This is a genomic window from Bradyrhizobium sp. CCBAU 45394 (assembly GCF_028128655.1).
Classification (GTDB): Bacteria; Pseudomonadota; Alphaproteobacteria; order Rhizobiales; family Xanthobacteraceae; genus Bradyrhizobium; species Bradyrhizobium diazoefficiens.
Genome location: NZ_LBIX01000165.1, coordinates 53604 through 70496 on the forward strand (window position 1 = coordinate 53604; position 16893 = coordinate 70496).

Below are 16893 nucleotides of genomic sequence, written 5' to 3' on the forward strand. Positions count from 1 at the left end.
AAAGTCCCGGCGGCGAGCCACCGCTCTGGGAGCGCGCGGATCCGGCGGCATGTCCCTACGGGGCACGGGGACGAGTTGAGTTGCCTTCACCAGATAAACGCCTCTGTTGTTTCAGGCTGGACAGACGTGTTCCGGCCAAGCGCTTAGGCGCGAACGGTCCTGCTCGTCTTAAACGCACGCCAACTTCCGGGGCTTCTAACCGGACCAACTCACACCGGCGGAAGACCAGTCCCGTCGTTGAAAACGACAGGAAAACTCGGGTTCTGAGGACGCCTGGCGATCTCCCTACGCGGAGGCGTGCCCCTAGCTCAGAAATGTCGAGGATAGTGCAGTCCCACTGCCACGCGCCATCGCCACCGCGACGAAAGGAACGGCTGCATACTCTCCGGCAGTTCACGAGACCAACGTCGACCAGATTGAAAAACTGCCGTCGGAGACTGCCCGGCAGGCTTGCGCTACCTGCATTGCGGCACGTCAATTCCGGCGGACGCCGCGAGCGTTAGCGCGACGGCCTCCCAGAGGACGATGTTCGAACCTGTCTTCCCCGTGTGGAAATTTCGCGATCGCAAGGTTGCCATTGGCCTCGCATACCGACGCCCTCGGGCGCGCTCGCCGAGAGACGAGCCCGGCGCGATTAGTAATCGAAGATCCTCTTCGCTCTCTTTATCCTCGATTACCCTCTCTGTGGCGCATAGCCGACCCGATACAGCTCCGGGCAATTCCCTCTGCGCTCCGTATCCCCCGCCGTCGATCATTGTCATGGTAGCGCACGTCACATCAACCTAGCCGAACATCGGCTCGGCGCACGGCGGCCCAGCCGAACCGGTTCGGGGGCAAAAGACGCCGCATGGTTACGGAGTCCGGCTGCGCCGCGATCCATCGTGATTTCGTGCATGTGCGCCGCATTCCGTTGCCGAACGGGAGATAAGAGCAGCCAACGTGACCTCAAGTTGCATCAGATTAGATGGTCTAAGTTGCTACTTTTAAGCGAACTCTTTTTGGGGCTTCAATATGAAGAGACTTCTGGGATTCTTGCTGCTCGCCCATTCCTTCTTTCTTTCTGCCGAGGCCATGGCGCAGGGGCTTCCTGCTCCCTCATACTGGAAGAATGAACGAGGTTCAGAACTGCTTGTTTGGTCCACCAATAGCGGGGCAATACAAGGGACTTTCACAAACCATGCTCAAGGATTTGCGTGCCAGGGCATCCCTTATCCTGCATCGGGAGCCGTCAGTCCAACCGGGCTGTATTTTGTTGTTACTTTCGCCCAGTGCAATTCTTTTACCCGCTGGGTTGGAAAAATTAACGGGTCCCACATGCCAACGTCTTGGACGCTGTTCTACGTTGACAAGAACGGCAAGCCTGGCAAGTTGAAGGGCGCGGATACATTCACGCGTGTATGGTAGTTTAACGCGATCAAGCCGAATGATGGCGGAGCCGACGTTTTCGTCCACATCAGGGCGGTCGAGGCTATAACGAGTCCGGATCAGCTTCGAGATCAAGACTGGCAGCTCCGGCAAGGTATTCGGAGAACATTTGCGTATAGGATGATTTGCGCGATCGGCTACACGACACGTCGAATTGGACCGATTGCCGTAACCTGCGCAAGGACGACGCATGATTCAGATCGGCACGAAGTCGCGCTCAAACCGGTTTGTGACGCTGAACTGCATGCGTGCGGCGGATCACCTATTCTGCGAATCCGTTTGATGCGCTTGAGAGGCGGCGTCTCGCTCGAATTCTGCGTCTAAGGGCAGATTTTGACCGATTTCATCGCGGTGAGTGTGTGAAGTTGGTTTGTAGGCTTGGCAGCTTCAGCGCCGGACTTCCCTGCAAAGAAGGTTGGCACGAAGTGAGTTGTTGGCATTGCGGGCTATTGACCTGAGATATGACGTTCAGGCAGGCGAACATTTGTTTCCGCTTGTCGAGCTCTGCTCGCCCGGAATAGTTTGAGGATGGAGCTCCCCGAGATCTGATGGCGCCGAAGTTGCCAAGATTAACAAGACGGCTCGGAAAGAGCCCTGCAGCGGGTCAGGCTGTACTCAGGCGATTCACATGGGAAATTCGATCCATCGATTTGTGTCTGGACGACCTACGCTATTTCCAGGCGAATGCGCTCGGTATTACTGGACCGCAAATGATGATCTTGATGGCCCTGACGGAGCTGGAACGGGACGACGGCGTTCCGGTTAATGTCGTTGCAAAGTTAATGACGGTTGGCTCGGCCTTCATCACGAAGCATTCGAAAGAGCTGGAGAACAAGCGGTTTGTGCGGCGCAAGCCCTGCACGAAGGATGCGCGAGTCGTACACCTATCGCTAACAGATAACGCTCGCAAACGTCTTGCGAGCATCGCGGCACAGCAGGAAGAACTCGAGCAGTTTGCTTTTGATTATCTTAGTATTCAGGAATTCGCCAAATTGGCTAGCTGCCTTAGCGGACTGAGGCATCAGCTGGAAAAAGCTCGCCTGCACGCTGCGCTCGGGATGCAGGAACCGTTCCCAAGAGAGCAGCAAGCGCGGGAAGATAGCGAGTGACCATCGAAACCGTTTCACGTGTCGTGTCGTAATTGCATAGTGATCGCGTGCTTGACTTAATTGGCAATACTCAATGCGAGATCATGATTTCAGACCGGCGGTGGCTCGCGAGTTTTGACCTGCAGAGCTGAAAGCGAACTGAGTGCGTGCAATCCCTCGCTCGCCACGGGATTGCCGGCGCAGCACCACGGGCTTGTCAGACAGGAAACGGACGTTCCTGAGATGGTGAGCGTCATTGCCATCGTCTGGCGGCGACTGCACCGGCGCTCCCGCTGGACCGAGGCGAGAAGCCCACCTAGTCAATCAGACCGTTCTGTTTAGCGAACATGAACTAAGGTAGTGAGTTAATGGGCAGTGCTTTCAACGGTATTGCCAGAATGCCAGGCCCCCTGTAAACGAGCCCCCCGCGCTGGTCCGGGCTGTCGTTCAGCGGTCGCCCGCAGCGGGGCCTGTAGCTCAATGGTTAGAGCCGGCCGCTCATAACGGTCTGGTTGCAGGTTCGAGTCCTGACGGGCCCACCAGTGCGCGCTATTTTTTTCCGTGCGGACTACGAAAGAGTGACTCGATTCCAGAATAAGAGACGGAACAGGTGGACAAGCGGCAGCCACCACGATTCCGAAACCCAGCCCTGTGTTAGCAGCCCGGAACGAACGACGGGGGCCAAAGATTCGCCCCGAGAGGAGCAATCTCGATGCTGATGACGAAGGAGGGACGGCCGGCGATCCCGACGCTGCGCGGCTGGGCGATCAGCGTTCTGATGGAGGCCGGCGCCATCCACGAATGCGAGGAACACGGCTGGATGCAGGACCGCGCCGACCCGCATGCACGCGAGCGGGCCGTTCTCCTCGCCCGCCAGTATCCGCCGGCCGGCACTTCTCCAGAGGAAGCCATTGCCGAAATGCATGACGTGCTGGACTCGATTGGCGACACCTGCCCGGAATGCCCGCCGGAATAGCGGGCACCGCCGGGGACTGCTTCAGCGCCCGAGGCGCTTCTCCACCCGCTTGCGAGTATTGCCGACCTTCTTGACGGCCTTCTTCACGGCCGAGGCCGAACGCCCGGTCTTCTTCGATTCGTACCGCACCTCGTAACCCTGCCCGCCCGCCACCCGCGCGCGATCCTGCTTGCGCCCGCGTGCCGTCTTCTTCTTCGGTCCGGCCATCGGCTCCTCCCGTTGAATTGGAACGCCGAAGCAACGCCGCAAAGGATTCGGTGGTTCCTCGCCGGAACGATTTGAACTGTGCCAGTTTGAATCGTTCTCGCTGCGTGCGGAGTAGTACGAGTGGCGTTTCAGCGTCAAAAACCGGCGGCCATCGGCGTCAAGGCGCCGCTGCCCGGCTTCATCGAACCGGCCTTGGCATCTCCGATCGAGAAAGTGCCGTCCGGAGCGCGCTGGATTCACGAAATCAAGTTCGACGGCTATCGCGTTCAGGTGCACCTGGCCAACGAGGCGATCAAGATCTTCACCCGCCGCGGCCATGACTGGACCCGCCGCTTCAAGAAGGTCGCCGACGACGCCTGGCACATCAAGGCCGGCTCGGCGATCGTCGACGGCGAGATCGTGGTGCCGGCCGCCGACGGCTCGACCGACTTCTCCGTGTTGCAGAACGAGCTCAAGGGCAAGTCGACCAGCATCGTGCTGATCGCCTTCGACCTCTTGTATCTGAACGGCCGAGACATCCGGAAGGAGCCGCTGGTCCGTCGCAAGGCCGAACTGAAGAAGATCATCGCCGGCACCGACGTCCAGTTCAGCGAGAGCTTCGAGATCGAAGGTCGCGAAATGTTCGCGCATGCCTGCAAGCTTGGCCTGGAAGGCGTGGTGTCGAAGGTCCGGGACAGCGTCTACGCCGGCGGCCGAGGCAACAACTGGGTCAAGAAGACCTGCGCGCAGCGGGAGACGCTCATCATCGCCGGCTTCGCGCTCGACGAAGGCAAGTGGGACGGCATCTACCTGGGCCGGCGCAAGGGCGATGACCTGATCTACGCAGGCAAGGTGGACCATGGCTTCGACAAGGCCTCGGCCGCGGACTTGCAGAAGCGGCTGAAGCCGCTGATCCGGAAGTCGCAGCCCTACGCCAAGCGCATCGCCCACAAGGGAATCTGGGTCGAGCCGAACCTGCTCGCGGAGATCGAGTACCGGGCGAAGTCGGCAGAGGGCAAGGTCCGGCACCCGTTCTTCAAGGGCCTTCGGGAGGATCTGTGATGGATGCCTTCGGCCGCTTTTGGAGCTGGGCGGACAAGCCTCTCGAAAGTGGGCTCACGATTCCGGCTGAATTCCATCGGGTGGTGATGGAGCTCAGCCCGATGGATAGGCGAAACCGCGCCAGGGTGAACGCGGCGGCGGCACGTCTCCAGGGACCATCGGACGAGAGCGGAACGCCATCCGACACCGGCCAATAAAGAACATGCCGCTCACGCCGCGAACCGATCCGGTAAGCCGCCCTGGAGCTGGTCCAGCAGCCGCTGCTCACGCTCGATCCGGCTCCGATAGCTGGCGCTCGCTTTCGGTTTTGGCACTCGCCAGCAGCAGGCGACAGTGTCCGATGACCTTTTCGCTGCCGCGGATGAGGAGCTCATGGACGTCGCTCATCGCCCGTCCCCCATCCTTGCGGATCCTGACCTTCCGGAAGCGTGAAAGCGACGGGGAAGGTTTCGGCTGCCAGAGCATCGAGCGCGATCTGCTCCTCGGCGAGGCGCCGTTCGATGAACTGACGTTCCAGCTCCGATAGCCTGCTCCGAAGCAGGCGTCGATAGCGGTGGATGTTGTTGCGGTGCGCACGAATGCGGGCAAAGTCCTCGTCGAGCATCGTCGTCACTCCTGACGGTCGTCACGGTCCTTCGGTGTTTAGAAAACCGGGAAAGAGAATTTTCCGACGCAAAAATATTCGGGGCGATACCGGAGTCAAGATTCCGGCGACGGTCGAACGCCCAAATCCTTGGCCGGGTCACCCAACGGCGTTTGCGATGCCGCAATGGCCGACGGCTCTGCACCGCGACCGAGCGCCGCATGGATTTTTTTCGATCCGCCCCTTGAAACGATTTCTCGTTTTTCTAATTGATTTTTCGCCGCGAGAGCGGTGTGCCGGGCGCCTTCACGGGTCCGGCGCGGGCGCCAGGCCGGGTATCAGACCCGCTCTGACTCCTGCCTTGCGCTCCTTGTATCCATCTTGCTCTTTGGAGGACTTGGACATGAGGACTACCTTCGACTTCGCGCCCCTGTGGCGCTCCACCATCGGCTTCGACCACCTGGCCGACCTCGTCGACAGCACGCTGCGCCAGGCGAGCGAAGACCACTATCCCCCGTACAACATCGAACGCACCAGCGAGGACCACTACCGGATCTCGCTCGCTGTTGCCGGCTTCGGCGCCGACGACATCGCCGTGACGGCCGAGCAGAACGCGCTCACGATCGAGGGCAGGAAGCCGGAGAAGGCCGCCGGCGAGTACCTGTATCAGGGCATCGCCGCGCGTCCGTTCCGACGCGTGTTCAACCTCGCCGACTACGTCCAGGTGAAGGAGGCTTCCTTCCGCGACGGACTGCTAATCATCGATCTCGTCCGCGAGGTGCCGGAAGCCATGAAGCCGCGCCGGATCCAGATCGAAGGCGGCGCCTCTCCCGCCTCGCAGATCGAGCAGAAAAAGGCGGCCTGACGCCTGATCGAGGTTCGACGGCGGAACGCGGCACGCGCAAGCGCGGCCGCGCTCCCTGGCCCACGCAACGAAGGAGAAAAACCATGGCAGTTCGTGATCTCATTCCCTGGACCAGAAACCAGGAGCTCGCGCCGACGCGCGGCAGCCACGATCCGTTCATGACGCTGCATCGCGAAATGAACCGGCTGTTCGACGATGTCTTCCGCGGCTTCGGCGCCACCAGCCTGTCGCCGCTCATGGAAGGGCAATTCGGTTGGCCAAAGATCGAGCTCAGTGAGACCGACAAGGCGCTGACGATCTCGGCCGACCTTCCCGGCATGACGGAGAACGACGTCCAGATCGAAATCGCGAATGGAGTGCTGACCATCCGCGGCGAGAAGAAGAGCGAACACAAGGACGAAGGCAGATACTTCACCGAGCGCTACTACGGCTCGTTCCAGCGGCAGATCGCGCTCGAGGACGTCGCGGACGACAAGGCCCAGGCCTCGTTCAAGAACGGCGTCCTGACGATCTCGGTCCCCAAGTCCGAGAACCCGCGCGCGGGCGTCAAGCGCATCGCGATCAACTCGCAGTAAAGACGATCACGGGCGGCGGTCTCCGCCGCCCGAACCTACCGAAAACCGTCCCGAGGAAAGGAGCGTAAAGGGAGCCAACCGATGACCAATGCCAACACGAACACCGGCAATCTCAATCCATTCTTCCATCCGGCCGCGCACTATGCGTCTCCGGAGGACGTCCTGAACGACAAGGAGCTCTCCGCACCGGAGAAGCGGATCATCCTGTCGTCTTGGGCGTCCGACATGTTCGCCGTCGAATCCCGTCCCGCGCTTCGCGAGATTCCCGGCATGGGCCACACAATCCGGCTCGCCGACATCCTCGCGGCGCTGCGGCGGCTCGACGGCGACGACGACCCGCCGCCCCCCGGGGGCGTGCCGATGCGGCTGCGGCGGCCCTGGGCCGCCGCCTTACGGAGGTCAGCATGATGCTCACGCAGGCTATCGTGGCGATGGTTCTGCTCGGGCATGCTTCGGCGGCGTGGGCCGTTCCGTTCATTGCTTTCATGAGCGAGTTGGAGACCGGCCCGCGCAGCGCGCGTAGGCGACACTCTGACTAATCCCGCGCCCGACGCAGGTCGGCCTCGAGTTTTTCCTTCCGCTTCTCCCAGCGGATTTCCTCGTCCTCAGCTCGCTTTTCGAAAGCCGCGCGTTCCGCTTCGATGGCGCTCGCCTTGGCGTCGTGGCGCGGCCTGAGCCTTCGCGACCGCCTTCTCCCGCCGCTCGCGCTCCTTGGCCATGGCGGACTCTTCTCGCAGGCGCTCGGCATCGCGCCGCTTCTGCTCCTTCTCGAAATCGGCCGCGGCCTTTCGGGCCGCTGGTTCGCTGATCTTCGGAGCGGTTCGCCTCGCTGGCTTCGGGCGGCGTCTCTCTCGCCGACCCCCGTTCTCGCCGGATCTTAGGTTGGACGGGAGATCGGAGTGCTCGGCGAAGCGTCCGTTCGATCCGGCGGGACGCTTGAAAACCACGCCCGGCTTCGACATCGTCGCGACGACTATGTCCGGATCGTCCGTCTCCTTGGCGGCGCCCTGATGGAAGAGATTGCTGCCGGCACCCCACGCCTCCAGCGCCGCCTTCATCGACGGCGCCGCGATCGCCAGGTCGTAGAAGCCCAGCGAGGTGCGAAATGTCTTGAGCTTCCTTGCCATGGAGCTGCCCGGCCCGCAGATCTCCTAGCGCCGGCGCGCAACCCAGTACCCGAGCAGGAACGCGACGAAGAGCGATTGCAACGGAGCCGTCACGGTCACCTCGCGCAACTGTTCGGCCCAGCGCATCGCCATGTCCGATTGGGGTGAGTGCCTCCGAAATTCTCGCGGCTGCGCCCGGCTGCTCGGCCTGGCTTCAGAAGCCTGCTCGATGCCACCCTGCTCGTTGGTCAGCCCGGAGGCTTCCGTCATTGCCGAGGCTTCTTTCATGTTCATGCGGTTCTCCTTTGGCATCAGGCGGACTTGCGCTGCGGCCTGGCTGTCGGCTTCTTCGCCGCCGTCTCCTTTGCCGGCTTCTTGCCGGCGATCGGCATCAGCATTTCCTTCTGCCCGGCCGCCGCCTTCCTAGCCTTCTTCGCGGGCTTCTTCGGAGCGGTCTCGCCGGATGCGCCGCCGACGCTCCGCCGCAGCGCCTCCATCAGGTCGACGACGTTGCCCGTGGCTGGCCGCTCCTTCGGCGTGATCGGCTTGCCGCTCCGCTTCTGGTTGATGAGCTCGATCAGCGCGGTTTCGTAGTGGTCCTCGAACTTCTCGGGCTCGAAGCGCCCGGCCTTCTGGTTGACGATGTGCTTGGCGAGGTCGAGCATGTCCTTGGTCAGCTTCACCTGCTGGATGTCCTCGAAATACTCCTGCTCCGATCGCACTTCGTATGGATAGCGCAGCAATGTGCCGACGAGCCCCTTGTCGAGAGGCTCGAGCGCGATGATGTGCTCTCGGTTGGTCAGCACCACCCGCCCGATCGCGACCTTGTCCATCTCGCGGATGGTCTCCCGGATCACGGCGAAGGCGTCATGGCCGACCTTGCCGTCCGGACGCAGGTAGTAGGGGCGGATCAGGTACCGCGGGTCGATGTCGCTGCGATCGACGAACTCGTCGATCTCGATTGTCCGGGTCGATTCCAGGGCGACGTTCTCAAGCTCTTCCTTGGTCACCTCAATGAAAGTGTCGGTGTCGACCTTGTAGCCTTTGACGATGTCCTCGTTCGGGACTTCCTCGCCGGTGTCGGCGTCGACCTTGAGGTATTTGATCCGGTGGCCAGTCGCCCGGTTGAGCTGATTGAAGCTGATCTTCTCGCTCTCCGAGGTGGCCGGATAAAGCGCAACCGGACAGGTGACGAGGGACAGACGCAAGAAACCCTTCCAGTTCGCTCGGGGGGCCATAGCACTCAAACTCCGGATACGTAGCGGCCTGGATTCAAGACGATCATGTGGGCCAGGTTCCGACACGTCCATACGATCTTCCGACGATGCCCTCCGCGGCCGCCTGCGCCTTGACTCAACACGAACAAACAGAGAACAATGGGCCATGTCCGCAGCCCCCGAAACCACACCCGAAGTCGCCGACCTGGACCTCGCTGCAGACCAGGCGATCGCGGTCTGCGGCGGCGACGCAAGGGAGACGGTCAAGGCGCTCCTGGTCGCGAACGACTTCCTGGAGCGGCAGCTCGACGAGCTCCGGCCCAAGGTGTCCACCGGCTACGCGCGAGGCCGGTTCGATCGATCGCGCGATCGCAAGGAGTGACCGATGGACGTCACCTACTACGTCGCGCTTCCCTTCGTCCTGGCAGACGACGGGGTAGCGGCCGGCGAAGCGGTGGAGTGCCTGAGCGCCAATGCGGCCGTCATGCGGGCGGAGGCGCTCTCGCGCAAGCCCGGCTGCGCCGGCGCGATCGCGTTCAGCCGCAGCGGGGATCCGGCGACCGGCGAGTTCGGCGAGGCCAAGCTGATCCGGAAATTCGGCGACGCGCCCGAGGACCTGAACGCGTTGTGAGAACCGCGAAGCTCAATTGGGTGCGCAACGAAATTACCCGCATGCGCAGCCAGCTCCGCGCCCAGGAGCGCGAGATCCGGATGCTGCAGCGAGCCGGCGTTCCGACGGCGGCCGCGGAGCTTCTGCTGTCGCGGATGAGAGCGAAGGTCGACGACCTCTGCGAGGAGCGCGAGGCGCTCCGCAATTCCGGCGCCTCTCTTACCGGCCGGTCTTAGCGAGCGAGAAAGCGGAGGAACGAGCACACCTGCCGATCTCAGTTGTCCTGCATCAACGTTTCTAGGAGGAGAATAACGATGGAAACGGAAAGGCGTGAGACAGGAACGCTGATCGGTAGCGACAAGGTCGAAGGTACCGCCGTCTATGGCACCGACGCCCAGAAGATCGGCTCGATCGAGCGCGTGATGATCGACAAGGTCAGCGGCCAAGTATCGTACGCGGTTCTCGGCTTCGGCGGCTTCCTGGGCATCGGAGACGATCACTACCCGCTGCCATGGCAGTCGTTGAAGTACGACACGGGCCTTGGCGGGTACCGAACGAATCTCACCGCGGACAAGCTCCAGGGTGCGCCGAAGTATGGCAACGACAATGCCTGGGATTGGGATGACCCAGGACGAGCGAGAGCAGTAAACGATTATTATTCCGGGTTCTGACGCTTGCCGCGACGGGAAAGGTGTCGGCCGTCGACAGAAGCGCTACCTATCAGGAATTTGAGGTGTCGGCGGTGCGAATACTCCTCGGCGAGGACGACCCTCTCATCCGCGAGTTGGTGGAGGCTCTGCGAGAGGAAGGTTGTCTTCCATGCGGCCAATGGCGAAGAGGCGTTGGCATGGTGCGGGCGGCACGCCGCCGACGTTCTCATCACAGACGTCAAGCTGCCCGGAGACATCGACCATGGCAGATCGCCGATCCCGGACTCCCGGTGATCTATGCGACCGGTTTCTCGCCCGTCGCGCCCCGTCCGGTGCCCGACGTCAGACGTTGCAGAAGCCCTATCGTGTGGAGGACATCGTCAGGGCCGTTAGGCGGGTAGCTTCGAATCCGGCGTAGGCGCCGCCATCCGCCGCAGCGGGAATCCCCGCGAGCGGCGACGTCGGCGACGCCAAGCTGATCCGGAAATTCGGCGACGTGCCCGAGGACCGGATCGCGTTGCGAAGCCCGACTAACCCGGGAGCGAATGCTCAAGGAAGAAGCGCAGCATCTCCCTTGTCGCGTCCGGCCCCCGCGGATCGGTGTAGGAGCCGGCGGGACTGCCTTCCGACCAGGCGTTGCCGGAGCCGTGAACATTCCAATACTCGGAGATGGCCCGCCCTCTCGCATCGGTCAGGTTCGTGCGGGTGTAGGCGTGCCCATGGGGCACTCGTCCGTCGCTCACCTTCGCTTTCAAACCTGCCGCCTTGACGGACTGCTCGACAATCCGGTCGCCGTTGTTCGGATGCACCGTGATGTCGCGATCGCCATGGAAAACGATGGTCGGCACTGGCGGTCCGCCATCGGCAATTTTAAACCCGCCGCCCTGCCGCATCGCGACGAGCGCGGAGGGAAGTTTGCTTGCCGCCCCGCAGGCGAGGCCGGAATGGATCCCGACGGCCGCGTAGAGATCGGCGTGGGTCGCTGCGATGATGGCGGCGGCCCCCCTCCCGCCGACAGGCCTGCGACGTTGACCCGCTTCGGATCGATCGGATAGTCCCGCATGATGGATGTCCGGGAGCCATTTTCAAGGGGCAGCGGAAAGTCGGTTAGCTGGACGCCGGCAGTTCGTCGGCCGGCCCCGTTTCGCGCCGACGTTCAGCGTGTGGCGCCGCGAATGCCACAGCCGAGGACCCGGCGGCGGCCATCAATCCGCGGTACGCGCTTTCATACTCGCGCGCCATTCGGTCCGCGGAGAAGCGCTCCTCGAAGCGGGCGCGTACTTTTCGTCTGTTGAGCCGGCCCAGATCGCCCACGGCTCTGACAGCCTGCTCCTCGTTCTCGACGATGAAGCCCGTCACGCCGTCCTCGACGACCTCGGGCACGGAGCCGGAGCGGTAGGCGATCACTGGCGTCCCACAGGCCATCGCCTCGATCATGACGAGGCCGAAGGGCTCCGGCCAATCGATCGGAAACAGCAGGGCCGCGGCCTCGGCGAGGAACGGTTGCTTCTTCGCCTCGTCCACCTCGCCGACGAGCTGGACCGCCCGACCGTCGATGTGGGGCTCAAGTTGCTTCTTGAAGAAGACGGTCTCGCCGCGCGGAATCTTGGCGGCGATGCGCAAGGGCATTCCGGCGGCGCGCGCGATGCGGATGGCGTCCTGGGGCCCCTTTTCCGCGGTCAGGCGGCCGAGGAACGCCAGATAGGATCCTTGATCGAAAGACGGGCGAAAGTTGTTCGATGGCAGTCCGTGCTGGATCGTGGCGATCCAATTCGCCTCCGGCAATGGCAGACGCTGATGGTCCGATATCGACACGAAGCCTGCGCCGGGAAACTGCCGCAACACCTCGGAAAGGCCCGGCAGGTCGAGCCGGCCATGCATGGTGGTCACGAAGGGCACGCCGAGCCGACTGAGCAGCGGAAGGGGCAGCCAGTCGATGTGCGCGTGGATCACGTCGAAGTCTCTGGCGCGCCTGGCAATCGCCTCCAGCAGCACGGCGCAGGCGGCATTTGGGTCGGCGCCCTTCCGTCCGAGACGCAGTGCGCGCGGCCACACGGTATGAAGCTCGCCTTTCGTCCGGGAGTCGCCGCTCGCGAACAGCGTGACGTCGTGGCCGAGCTCGACCAGCTCATCCACCAGCCACGCCACGACCCGCTCCGTGCCGCCGTAGAGCTTGGGCGGGACGCTTTCGGCCAGGGGAGCAAGTTGAGCGATGCGCATCGATGCCGCCCCTCTAGACCGAAAACATCGAGCGGAAGAGCAGCACGACGGCCGCGGAGGCGAGTTCTGAGACGGCCAGCAACGTCCAATCCGGCCTGGCGCTGTCGACCGCAACTCGCCTGACGAGCCCTTCCATCAGCCTCAACATTCGTCTTCGGGAAGGCGCTCAAGGTAAGCCAGGCCGAATCCCGTGAGTTCTTCGGCATCGCTCACACGCGCTTCCCATCTCCCTTGCAGATGACGCTCCAGCAGGCAGCGGCGGGTGTCTGCAGCATCGACGTCGCGGTGCTTCGCCAGGTAGAGGGACCAGACCGTATGTACCGCCGTGCGTAACGGGACGTCGTCGACCATGTTTGGCTCCTCGTCGGAAGCCAACTCGCCTCGGGAGATGAAGTTTCTACTTTTTCCCGAAAAATCGGGTCCCCGTCGAAGCCGAGTCAGTCCTCACGAGATGCACAACGTCGGCCGTCGGCGAAGAAGCCAGACTGGCAACGAAGCCGAAAGCTGAGGCATCGACCCGGCGGCCTGCCCCTAGTGGGCCATGGCCTCACTTCTGACCGGAAGGCGCCTGGGCCACCGCAGGCTGGATGGGACCCCTGAATGGAAGACGGATGGACAACCGGAATCGGCGCCAATTCTTCGGAAGCTACTTAGCCGGCGGGCGCAGCGGACTGTCCGCCCATTTTTGGGCGGCAGTGGTGTGCAGCGGATCCCCCTCGCAGGCGGGGCAGACGTATCGCTCGACGTGCCGCCCCGTCTCGTCGGGGACAAGCTTCATCGCCTTCCCGCAGTGCGGACACCGCTTCCGGATCAGGTGCAGCTCGGACATCTGAATTTTCCTGCCGCGACCAGCTTAGTTCCGCACGGAGCCGCTGCTCAAGAGAAAACGCGTAGCACGCCACAGCGAACGGGCTAGTCCCGGTAGCAAGTAGCTGCGAGACGGCGGAAGCCAATTGCGCCGGCGCAAAGGGCTTCTCAATCAGGAGGCTGCGATTTCCAGTCTGGCGCGCTGGCGCTCGTCATGTAGACCACGGGAAAGCTAGGTGTGATTTCCCTCTTCTGCCGCGCCAACTCCCATCCGCTAATGCCATGACCTAGGTTGACATCCGTCAGCAGCGCGGACGACCCGCCAGGGCGACGCATGCGGCGGGAGGTCATGGATAGCGCCACGGCGCAGGAACAGGCCAAGGCCCTCGCGCGGGCTGAGCAGGACAGGCTGGACATGTCCCAGGAATGCGCGCGCCCCACCGTAGTTTGCCGGATGTAAAATCGGGGTTTCGGTTGCGATCATGCAGGCGAAAAAGGGAAGGACAGCATGAAAAGAAACATGGAATTGATACGCAAGATTTTGTTGCGCTTGGAATCCCTCCAAATGCGACCAAACCAGATCATTCTTGTTGACGGATCTACCGACGGCATGTCGGAGCCGGGCGAAAGCATCCAAGAAATCAATTATCAGCTGAAGTTGCTACAGGAGGCGGGCATGTTTCGCCATGCCGGAACAAACGGATTGGACGATCGCATCAAGTTCAATGGCCTGAGCTGGGAGGGCCACGATTTCCTCGATTCAATTCGCAGCGAAAGTGTCTGGGAAAAGACGAAAGACGCGACAGACGGGATTGGTTCTTGGACCTTCGAAATTGTAAAGGAACTGGGAAAGGGCTTCATAAAGAAGCAAATCGAAGATCGCACTGGGATCAAACTCTGACGCCTGCATGGGAGTCCGCGAGTCGCCCGTACCGCGAGCAACTCCCAAGGCGGCTTTCGCAAGTTGCTAAGCCGTTGCGGAGTTTTCAGTAGGCGCGTTCAGCGCCTCTTCCTGAGGAGGATGCAGGCAGCCCCGCGCGATCGCCTTCAGCTTGAGCCTTTTCGCGATGTTCTTCTGGCGGCTCGAAGGGTGAACGGAATAATCTGCAATCGCGTGCGCGGCATTTGAAGTTTGATCGTCCTCGATTGGATCGGAACGACAGACGACATGCTCTTGGCCGAATTCTCCAACGGTCAACCCAAACACCGCGCACGAAGAGAGGCCCGCGGCACCCGGTTTCCTCGACGCTGGTCCTACGGGAATGCAACAAACAGCGCTCTGAAGAGCTTCACGGTTGGCTAGGGCCCCGCAGGGAGTAGAGCCCGGTCCGGGAGCCGGATGCCTCCCTCCAATAGGAGGAACTCGTATTCGACTCGTCGTACTTCCCTGGGAAACAGCGCACAACTATGAGCGTGCGGCGCGGCGCCGCGTAATACGAGCACGGCTGGCGCGCGCGACCATCTGGGTGGCGATAAGGATGGCTGCGCTCTCCATGCTCGAGATAGGATGAGCGTTGTGCTGGCTATAAACGGCCAAGTCCACCTCGACACCAAAGCCAGGGACAGTAATCGTCTGACGCAGCTTTCTGATGCCAGTCACGGTACGAGAGCAGATGAAGCTCTGGCCGTTATATAAAATCCGGAATGGGATTCGTTGCTCGCGCATTATAACCGGCCCAGATGACTCAAGGGGAACTTTGGACTCATGGTCTTGCGTCGGCTTCCCGAAATCATTGCCACGCGCCTGGCAGAGACGATCAGGGCGGTGAAGGTATTAGCGCGATTCGCTCGCTATGATCGTTCGTTCAGCAGCCTCGTACTGCAGGATTTCAGCAGGTTAGCCTGGAGTTTCGTTCAATTCCGCCCAGAGTGGCGCTGACGATTAAACATTGCGAGAACTTTACGCTGCCCCGACGCTTTCGTTCGACGCCTTTCGCGCCGAAACTCCGTCGTCTCGACAAAGCGTCCGTTTGATCCTGTGGGAGGCTTGTCGCCTATGCGGACGGCCGGCTTCCGCCGGCGCGTAAACGCAGGGATGAGGCAGATGTCTGAAGTGACCTACTAAGCCACTTTGTCGTCGCTCTCCTCCAACGACGGCATCGCGCCTGACGAGGCGACGTCATGCTTCACCGCCAACGCTTGCGTTTTGCATGACGATTTCGATATCGGGCCCTCCTGCCGGAGAGTTCGTTGAGGAGAGTGTAAACGAAACGGGCGACAGTGGCGGCATCTGTGACTTCGGCGCGGCGGCGTGTGCATATGACCGATGTCTTTCTCTACTGTCTGCTCCGCATCGGGTTGATTTAGTTCTGCGTCACAGGTGCCAATGTGACACTTGCAATCCGCTAGACAGAGCCGGGCTTAGCCGGACCTCCGGCTGGCTGCCCGCAAGTCTGAACTCTGCCACGGGCCTGGTTGCACGAACGCGCTCATAGATCCGCGAATTCGGCTGTCAATCGGCGTTCGAAATTGCATTTCGATCCTGACCTAGGCCTGTCGCGTCGCTCTGTTCGATCACGAAGCTAAATCTTGCCTCCAAGATAGGGCCACGATCATCGCGAACTTCAACTGCCATGCGATGCTGCGGCCTGCCTCTGCCCCATTCGCGAGCTATCTCCGAGAGCGCAGCGGTCGCCTCCTGCCGCGCAGACTCGATGTCCGGCAGTTCTAGACCTTCATCGTCACGGATGAATTGGTTGCCGTCGCGGATATCAAAATAGTATCTCTTCATCGCAACCGACTCACGCGGCGACCATCGAACAACTCTTGTAGTTCCAGATGATCTGCCTGGGCCCTTGAGGTTCTGCTGCATCAGCGTCAATCATTGCCTGCGGTGCGTGAAAGGCAGCCAGTATGTTGGCTTTAGATCAAGGCAAAGGCGATTAGGCTCGTGCAAAGCAGCGCGATGCCAGCCGCAGTCAGTGCCAGGAGACTTCCCGAGACAAGGTCGTGATTGGGCATGCAACGCTCTCTATCACAGAATGAGAGCAGCACTCGCTGCCGTCACCGCTTAACCGGCCAATGCATACATTACTATTTGAATCGAGCGCACTATTCCTGCTGTTACTATGAGTAGATGCATTTTTTCAGCGTGATCATGGGCACGCTCGCCGTCTCGCGGCGAAGAAGACGCAAAGGATTATAGGGCAGGACGCCTGAGCCGCTGCGTTTTGCGGAGAGCTTGGCCTCTGGGTCTGGCATTGTGCGCCAATTCCCTGAGCTTATCCGAACGCACCGGATGTGGACGTTTCATTGTCTTGCGCCCCCAGCTTGCGAAGATATCTGAGCCGCGCTCGTCGCAGTTCCTCTAGCGGCCAACGCAAGCGAGTTCGGTCTGCAATCTTGGTCCTCGCTGAGCGAGCTATGAATATGAGTCCGACGGCTGGAAACACCTCAGCATAGCTCGACGAGCCTTGCGGACGTTGCGAGCCGTGGCCAGATTCGGCATGAACGGCCGAGCTTCGGATAGCCGCGCGCGACATCGCGCCCGAGCACAAGCTGGTCTAGCAGAAATACGGCGGAT

At 61.6% G+C, this 16893-nt stretch carries 22 protein-coding genes, 1 tRNA gene and 3 pseudogenes; 14 read left to right on the top strand and 12 right to left on the bottom strand.

Translation table 11 applies throughout. From position 1 onward, the window contains the following. Window positions 1–55: 55 nt before the first annotated feature. Entirely contained in the window at window positions 56–397 is a 342-nt protein-coding gene (locus WN73_RS44730) for a PilZ domain-containing protein (protein WP_442870125.1), read from the bottom strand. A gap of 614 nt (window positions 398–1011) precedes the next feature. Here WN73_RS44730 and WN73_RS22415 point away from each other — a divergent pair. The 4 genes from WN73_RS22415 to WN73_RS22430 all read left to right on the top strand — a co-directional run bounded on the left by WN73_RS22415 (window position 1012) and on the right by WN73_RS22430 (window position 3489). Next, entirely contained in the window at window positions 1012–1404 is a 393-nt protein-coding gene (locus WN73_RS22415; RefSeq protein ID WP_271554836.1) for an avidin/streptavidin family protein, read from the top strand. A 569-nt stretch (window positions 1405–1973) separates the two neighbouring features. Continuing rightward, the gene (locus WN73_RS22420) at window positions 1974–2534 is read left to right on the top strand and encodes a transcriptional regulator, SarA/Rot family (RefSeq protein ID WP_271554837.1); all 561 of its coding nucleotides are present in this window, start codon (window positions 1974–1976) and stop codon (window positions 2532–2534) included. Between the two features lie 445 nt (window positions 2535–2979). Continuing rightward, a tRNA-Ile gene (locus WN73_RS22425) sits at window positions 2980–3055 on the top strand. A gap of 170 nt (window positions 3056–3225) precedes the next feature. After that, window positions 3226–3489, top strand: a complete 264-nt coding sequence (locus WN73_RS22430; protein ID WP_271554838.1) for a hypothetical protein — start codon at window positions 3226–3228, stop codon at window positions 3487–3489. A gap of 21 nt (window positions 3490–3510) precedes the next feature. Here WN73_RS22430 and WN73_RS22435 read toward each other — a convergent pair whose 3' ends face one another. Beyond that, window positions 3511–3696, bottom strand: a complete 186-nt coding sequence (locus tag WN73_RS22435) for a DUF3606 domain-containing protein (RefSeq protein ID WP_271554839.1) — start codon at window positions 3694–3696, stop codon at window positions 3511–3513. 120 nt (window positions 3697–3816) lie between these two features. Between WN73_RS22435 and ligD the strand changes: the two genes are divergently transcribed. Together ligD and WN73_RS22445 are read left to right on the top strand one after the other, a co-directional pair. Further along, window positions 3817–4737: a non-homologous end-joining DNA ligase gene (ligD, locus tag WN73_RS22440; protein WP_271554840.1), complete on the top strand. Its 921-nt coding sequence runs from the start codon at window positions 3817–3819 to the stop codon at window positions 4735–4737. Then, window positions 4737–4934: a hypothetical protein gene (locus WN73_RS22445; protein ID WP_271554841.1), complete on the top strand. Its 198-nt coding sequence runs from the start codon at window positions 4737–4739 to the stop codon at window positions 4932–4934. Before ligD ends, WN73_RS22445 begins: the two co-directional genes overlap by 1 nt. Before the next feature lie 173 nt (window positions 4935–5107). Here the strand turns inward: WN73_RS22445 and WN73_RS22450 are convergent, their stop codons facing one another. Continuing rightward, complete coding sequence (locus WN73_RS22450; protein ID WP_271554842.1) at window positions 5108–5341, bottom strand: hypothetical protein; 234 nt, start codon at window positions 5339–5341, stop codon at window positions 5108–5110. Window positions 5342–5723: 382 nt separating this feature from the next. Here WN73_RS22450 and WN73_RS22455 point away from each other — a divergent pair, with 382 nt between their 5' ends. The 3 genes from WN73_RS22455 (at window position 5724) to WN73_RS22465 (ending at window position 7168) form a co-directional block, all read left to right on the top strand. Beyond that, a complete protein-coding gene (locus tag WN73_RS22455; protein WP_271554843.1) occupies window positions 5724–6185 on the top strand; it encodes an Hsp20 family protein in 462 nt (153 codons plus the stop codon). 83 nt (window positions 6186–6268) lie between these two features. Further along, the gene (locus WN73_RS22460) at window positions 6269–6760 is read left to right on the top strand and encodes an Hsp20/alpha crystallin family protein (RefSeq protein ID WP_271554844.1); all 492 of its coding nucleotides are present in this window, start codon (window positions 6269–6271) and stop codon (window positions 6758–6760) included. Between the two features lie 81 nt (window positions 6761–6841). After that, on the top strand, window positions 6842–7168 hold the full coding sequence (locus WN73_RS22465) for a hypothetical protein (RefSeq protein WP_271554845.1): 327 nt from the start codon (window positions 6842–6844) through the stop codon (window positions 7166–7168). A gap of 127 nt (window positions 7169–7295) precedes the next feature. Here WN73_RS22465 and WN73_RS22470 read toward each other — a convergent pair. The 3 genes and pseudogenes from WN73_RS22470 to ku form a co-directional block, all read right to left on the bottom strand. After that, window positions 7296–7887, bottom strand: a pseudogene (locus WN73_RS22470) (cell envelope biogenesis protein TolA). 24 nt (window positions 7888–7911) lie between these two features. Beyond that, on the bottom strand, window positions 7912–8160 hold the full coding sequence (locus WN73_RS22475; protein ID WP_271554846.1) for a hypothetical protein: 249 nt from the start codon (window positions 8158–8160) through the stop codon (window positions 7912–7914). A 17-nt stretch (window positions 8161–8177) separates the two neighbouring features. Next, window positions 8178–9104 carry a non-homologous end joining protein Ku gene (gene ku / locus WN73_RS22480; protein WP_271554847.1) on the bottom strand — a complete coding sequence of 309 codons (927 nt, stop codon included), beginning with the start codon at window positions 9102–9104 and terminating at the stop codon, window positions 8178–8180. Window positions 9105–9249: 145 nt separating this feature from the next. On the opposite strand from ku, the gene WN73_RS22485 reads away from it, so the two are divergent. The 4 genes from WN73_RS22485 to WN73_RS22500 all read left to right on the top strand — a co-directional run bounded on the left by WN73_RS22485 (window position 9250) and on the right by WN73_RS22500 (window position 10364). After that, window positions 9250–9465 (top strand): hypothetical protein, encoded by a 216-nt coding sequence (locus tag WN73_RS22485; RefSeq protein ID WP_271554848.1) that lies wholly within the window; start codon window positions 9250–9252, stop codon window positions 9463–9465. Between the two features lie 3 nt (window positions 9466–9468). Beyond that, window positions 9469–9714, top strand: coding sequence for a hypothetical protein (locus WN73_RS22490; protein ID WP_271554849.1), 246 nt, complete (start codon window positions 9469–9471; stop codon window positions 9712–9714). A 41-nt stretch (window positions 9715–9755) separates the two neighbouring features. Continuing rightward, a complete protein-coding gene (locus tag WN73_RS22495; protein WP_271554850.1) occupies window positions 9756–9929 on the top strand; it encodes a hypothetical protein in 174 nt (57 codons plus the stop codon). Between the two features lie 78 nt (window positions 9930–10007). Further along, window positions 10008–10364: a PRC-barrel domain-containing protein gene (locus tag WN73_RS22500; RefSeq protein ID WP_271554851.1), complete on the top strand. Its 357-nt coding sequence runs from the start codon at window positions 10008–10010 to the stop codon at window positions 10362–10364. A 509-nt stretch (window positions 10365–10873) separates the two neighbouring features. Here the strand turns inward: WN73_RS22500 and WN73_RS22505 are convergent. The 4 genes and pseudogenes from WN73_RS22505 to WN73_RS22520 all read right to left on the bottom strand — a co-directional run. After that, a pseudogene (locus tag WN73_RS22505) lies at window positions 10874–11424 on the bottom strand (extracellular catalytic domain type 1 short-chain-length polyhydroxyalkanoate depolymerase); the annotation flags it as partial. A gap of 26 nt (window positions 11425–11450) precedes the next feature. Continuing rightward, complete coding sequence (locus WN73_RS22510) at window positions 11451–12563, bottom strand: glycosyltransferase family 4 protein (RefSeq protein ID WP_271554852.1); 1113 nt, start codon at window positions 12561–12563, stop codon at window positions 11451–11453. Between the two features lie 141 nt (window positions 12564–12704). Next, a complete protein-coding gene (locus WN73_RS22515) occupies window positions 12705–12914 on the bottom strand; it encodes a hypothetical protein (RefSeq protein WP_271554853.1) in 210 nt (69 codons plus the stop codon). A gap of 560 nt (window positions 12915–13474) precedes the next feature. Continuing rightward, window positions 13475–13685: pseudogene (locus WN73_RS22520) on the bottom strand (response regulator); the annotation flags it as partial. Window positions 13686–13878: 193 nt separating this feature from the next. On the opposite strand from WN73_RS22520, the gene WN73_RS22525 reads away from it, so the two are divergent. Then, the gene (locus tag WN73_RS22525; RefSeq protein ID WP_271554854.1) at window positions 13879–14271 is read left to right on the top strand and encodes a DUF2513 domain-containing protein; all 393 of its coding nucleotides are present in this window, start codon (window positions 13879–13881) and stop codon (window positions 14269–14271) included. A gap of 66 nt (window positions 14272–14337) precedes the next feature. On the opposite strand, the gene WN73_RS22530 is transcribed toward WN73_RS22525, so the two are convergent. Both WN73_RS22530 and WN73_RS22535 read right to left on the bottom strand, forming a co-directional pair. Continuing rightward, window positions 14338–14568 carry a hypothetical protein gene (locus WN73_RS22530; protein ID WP_271554855.1) on the bottom strand — a complete coding sequence of 77 codons (231 nt, stop codon included), beginning with the start codon at window positions 14566–14568 and terminating at the stop codon, window positions 14338–14340. A 1254-nt stretch (window positions 14569–15822) separates the two neighbouring features. Then, window positions 15823–16101 (bottom strand): DUF6894 family protein, encoded by a 279-nt coding sequence (locus WN73_RS22535; protein WP_271554856.1) that lies wholly within the window; start codon window positions 16099–16101, stop codon window positions 15823–15825. Window positions 16102–16893: the final 792 nt, after the last annotated feature.

Bases quoted from the DNA above. Each gene is read 5' to 3' on its own strand.
- WN73_RS22415 (WP_271554836.1), top strand. From the start codon at position 1,012: ATGAAGAGACTTCTGGGATTCTTGCTGCTCGCCCATTCCTTCTTTCTT.
- WN73_RS22420 (WP_271554837.1), top strand. From the start codon at position 1,974: ATGGCGCCGAAGTTGCCAAGATTAACAAGACGGCTCGGAAAGAGCCCT.
- WN73_RS22430 (WP_271554838.1), top strand. From the start codon at position 3,226: ATGCTGATGACGAAGGAGGGACGGCCGGCGATCCCGACGCTGCGCGGC.
- WN73_RS22435 (WP_271554839.1), bottom strand. From the start codon at position 3,696: ATGGCCGGACCGAAGAAGAAGACGGCACGCGGGCGCAAGCAGGATCGC.
- WN73_RS22445 (WP_271554841.1), top strand. From the start codon at position 4,737: ATGGATGCCTTCGGCCGCTTTTGGAGCTGGGCGGACAAGCCTCTCGAA.
- WN73_RS22450 (WP_271554842.1), bottom strand. From the start codon at position 5,341: ATGCTCGACGAGGACTTTGCCCGCATTCGTGCGCACCGCAACAACATC.
- WN73_RS22455 (WP_271554843.1), top strand. From the start codon at position 5,724: ATGAGGACTACCTTCGACTTCGCGCCCCTGTGGCGCTCCACCATCGGC.
- WN73_RS22460 (WP_271554844.1), top strand. From the start codon at position 6,269: ATGGCAGTTCGTGATCTCATTCCCTGGACCAGAAACCAGGAGCTCGCG.
- WN73_RS22465 (WP_271554845.1), top strand. From the start codon at position 6,842: ATGACCAATGCCAACACGAACACCGGCAATCTCAATCCATTCTTCCAT.
- WN73_RS22475 (WP_271554846.1), bottom strand. From the start codon at position 8,160: ATGAACATGAAAGAAGCCTCGGCAATGACGGAAGCCTCCGGGCTGACC.
- ku (WP_271554847.1), bottom strand. From the start codon at position 9,104: ATGGCCCCCCGAGCGAACTGGAAGGGTTTCTTGCGTCTGTCCCTCGTC.
- WN73_RS22485 (WP_271554848.1), top strand. From the start codon at position 9,250: ATGTCCGCAGCCCCCGAAACCACACCCGAAGTCGCCGACCTGGACCTC.
- WN73_RS22490 (WP_271554849.1), top strand. From the start codon at position 9,469: ATGGACGTCACCTACTACGTCGCGCTTCCCTTCGTCCTGGCAGACGAC.
- WN73_RS22495 (WP_271554850.1), top strand. From the start codon at position 9,756: ATGCGCAGCCAGCTCCGCGCCCAGGAGCGCGAGATCCGGATGCTGCAG.
- WN73_RS22500 (WP_271554851.1), top strand. From the start codon at position 10,008: ATGGAAACGGAAAGGCGTGAGACAGGAACGCTGATCGGTAGCGACAAG.
- WN73_RS22510 (WP_271554852.1), bottom strand. From the start codon at position 12,563: ATGCGCATCGCTCAACTTGCTCCCCTGGCCGAAAGCGTCCCGCCCAAG.
- WN73_RS22515 (WP_271554853.1), bottom strand. From the start codon at position 12,914: ATGGTCGACGACGTCCCGTTACGCACGGCGGTACATACGGTCTGGTCC.
- WN73_RS22525 (WP_271554854.1), top strand. From the start codon at position 13,879: ATGAAAAGAAACATGGAATTGATACGCAAGATTTTGTTGCGCTTGGAA.
- WN73_RS22535 (WP_271554856.1), bottom strand. From the start codon at position 16,101: ATGAAGAGATACTATTTTGATATCCGCGACGGCAACCAATTCATCCGT.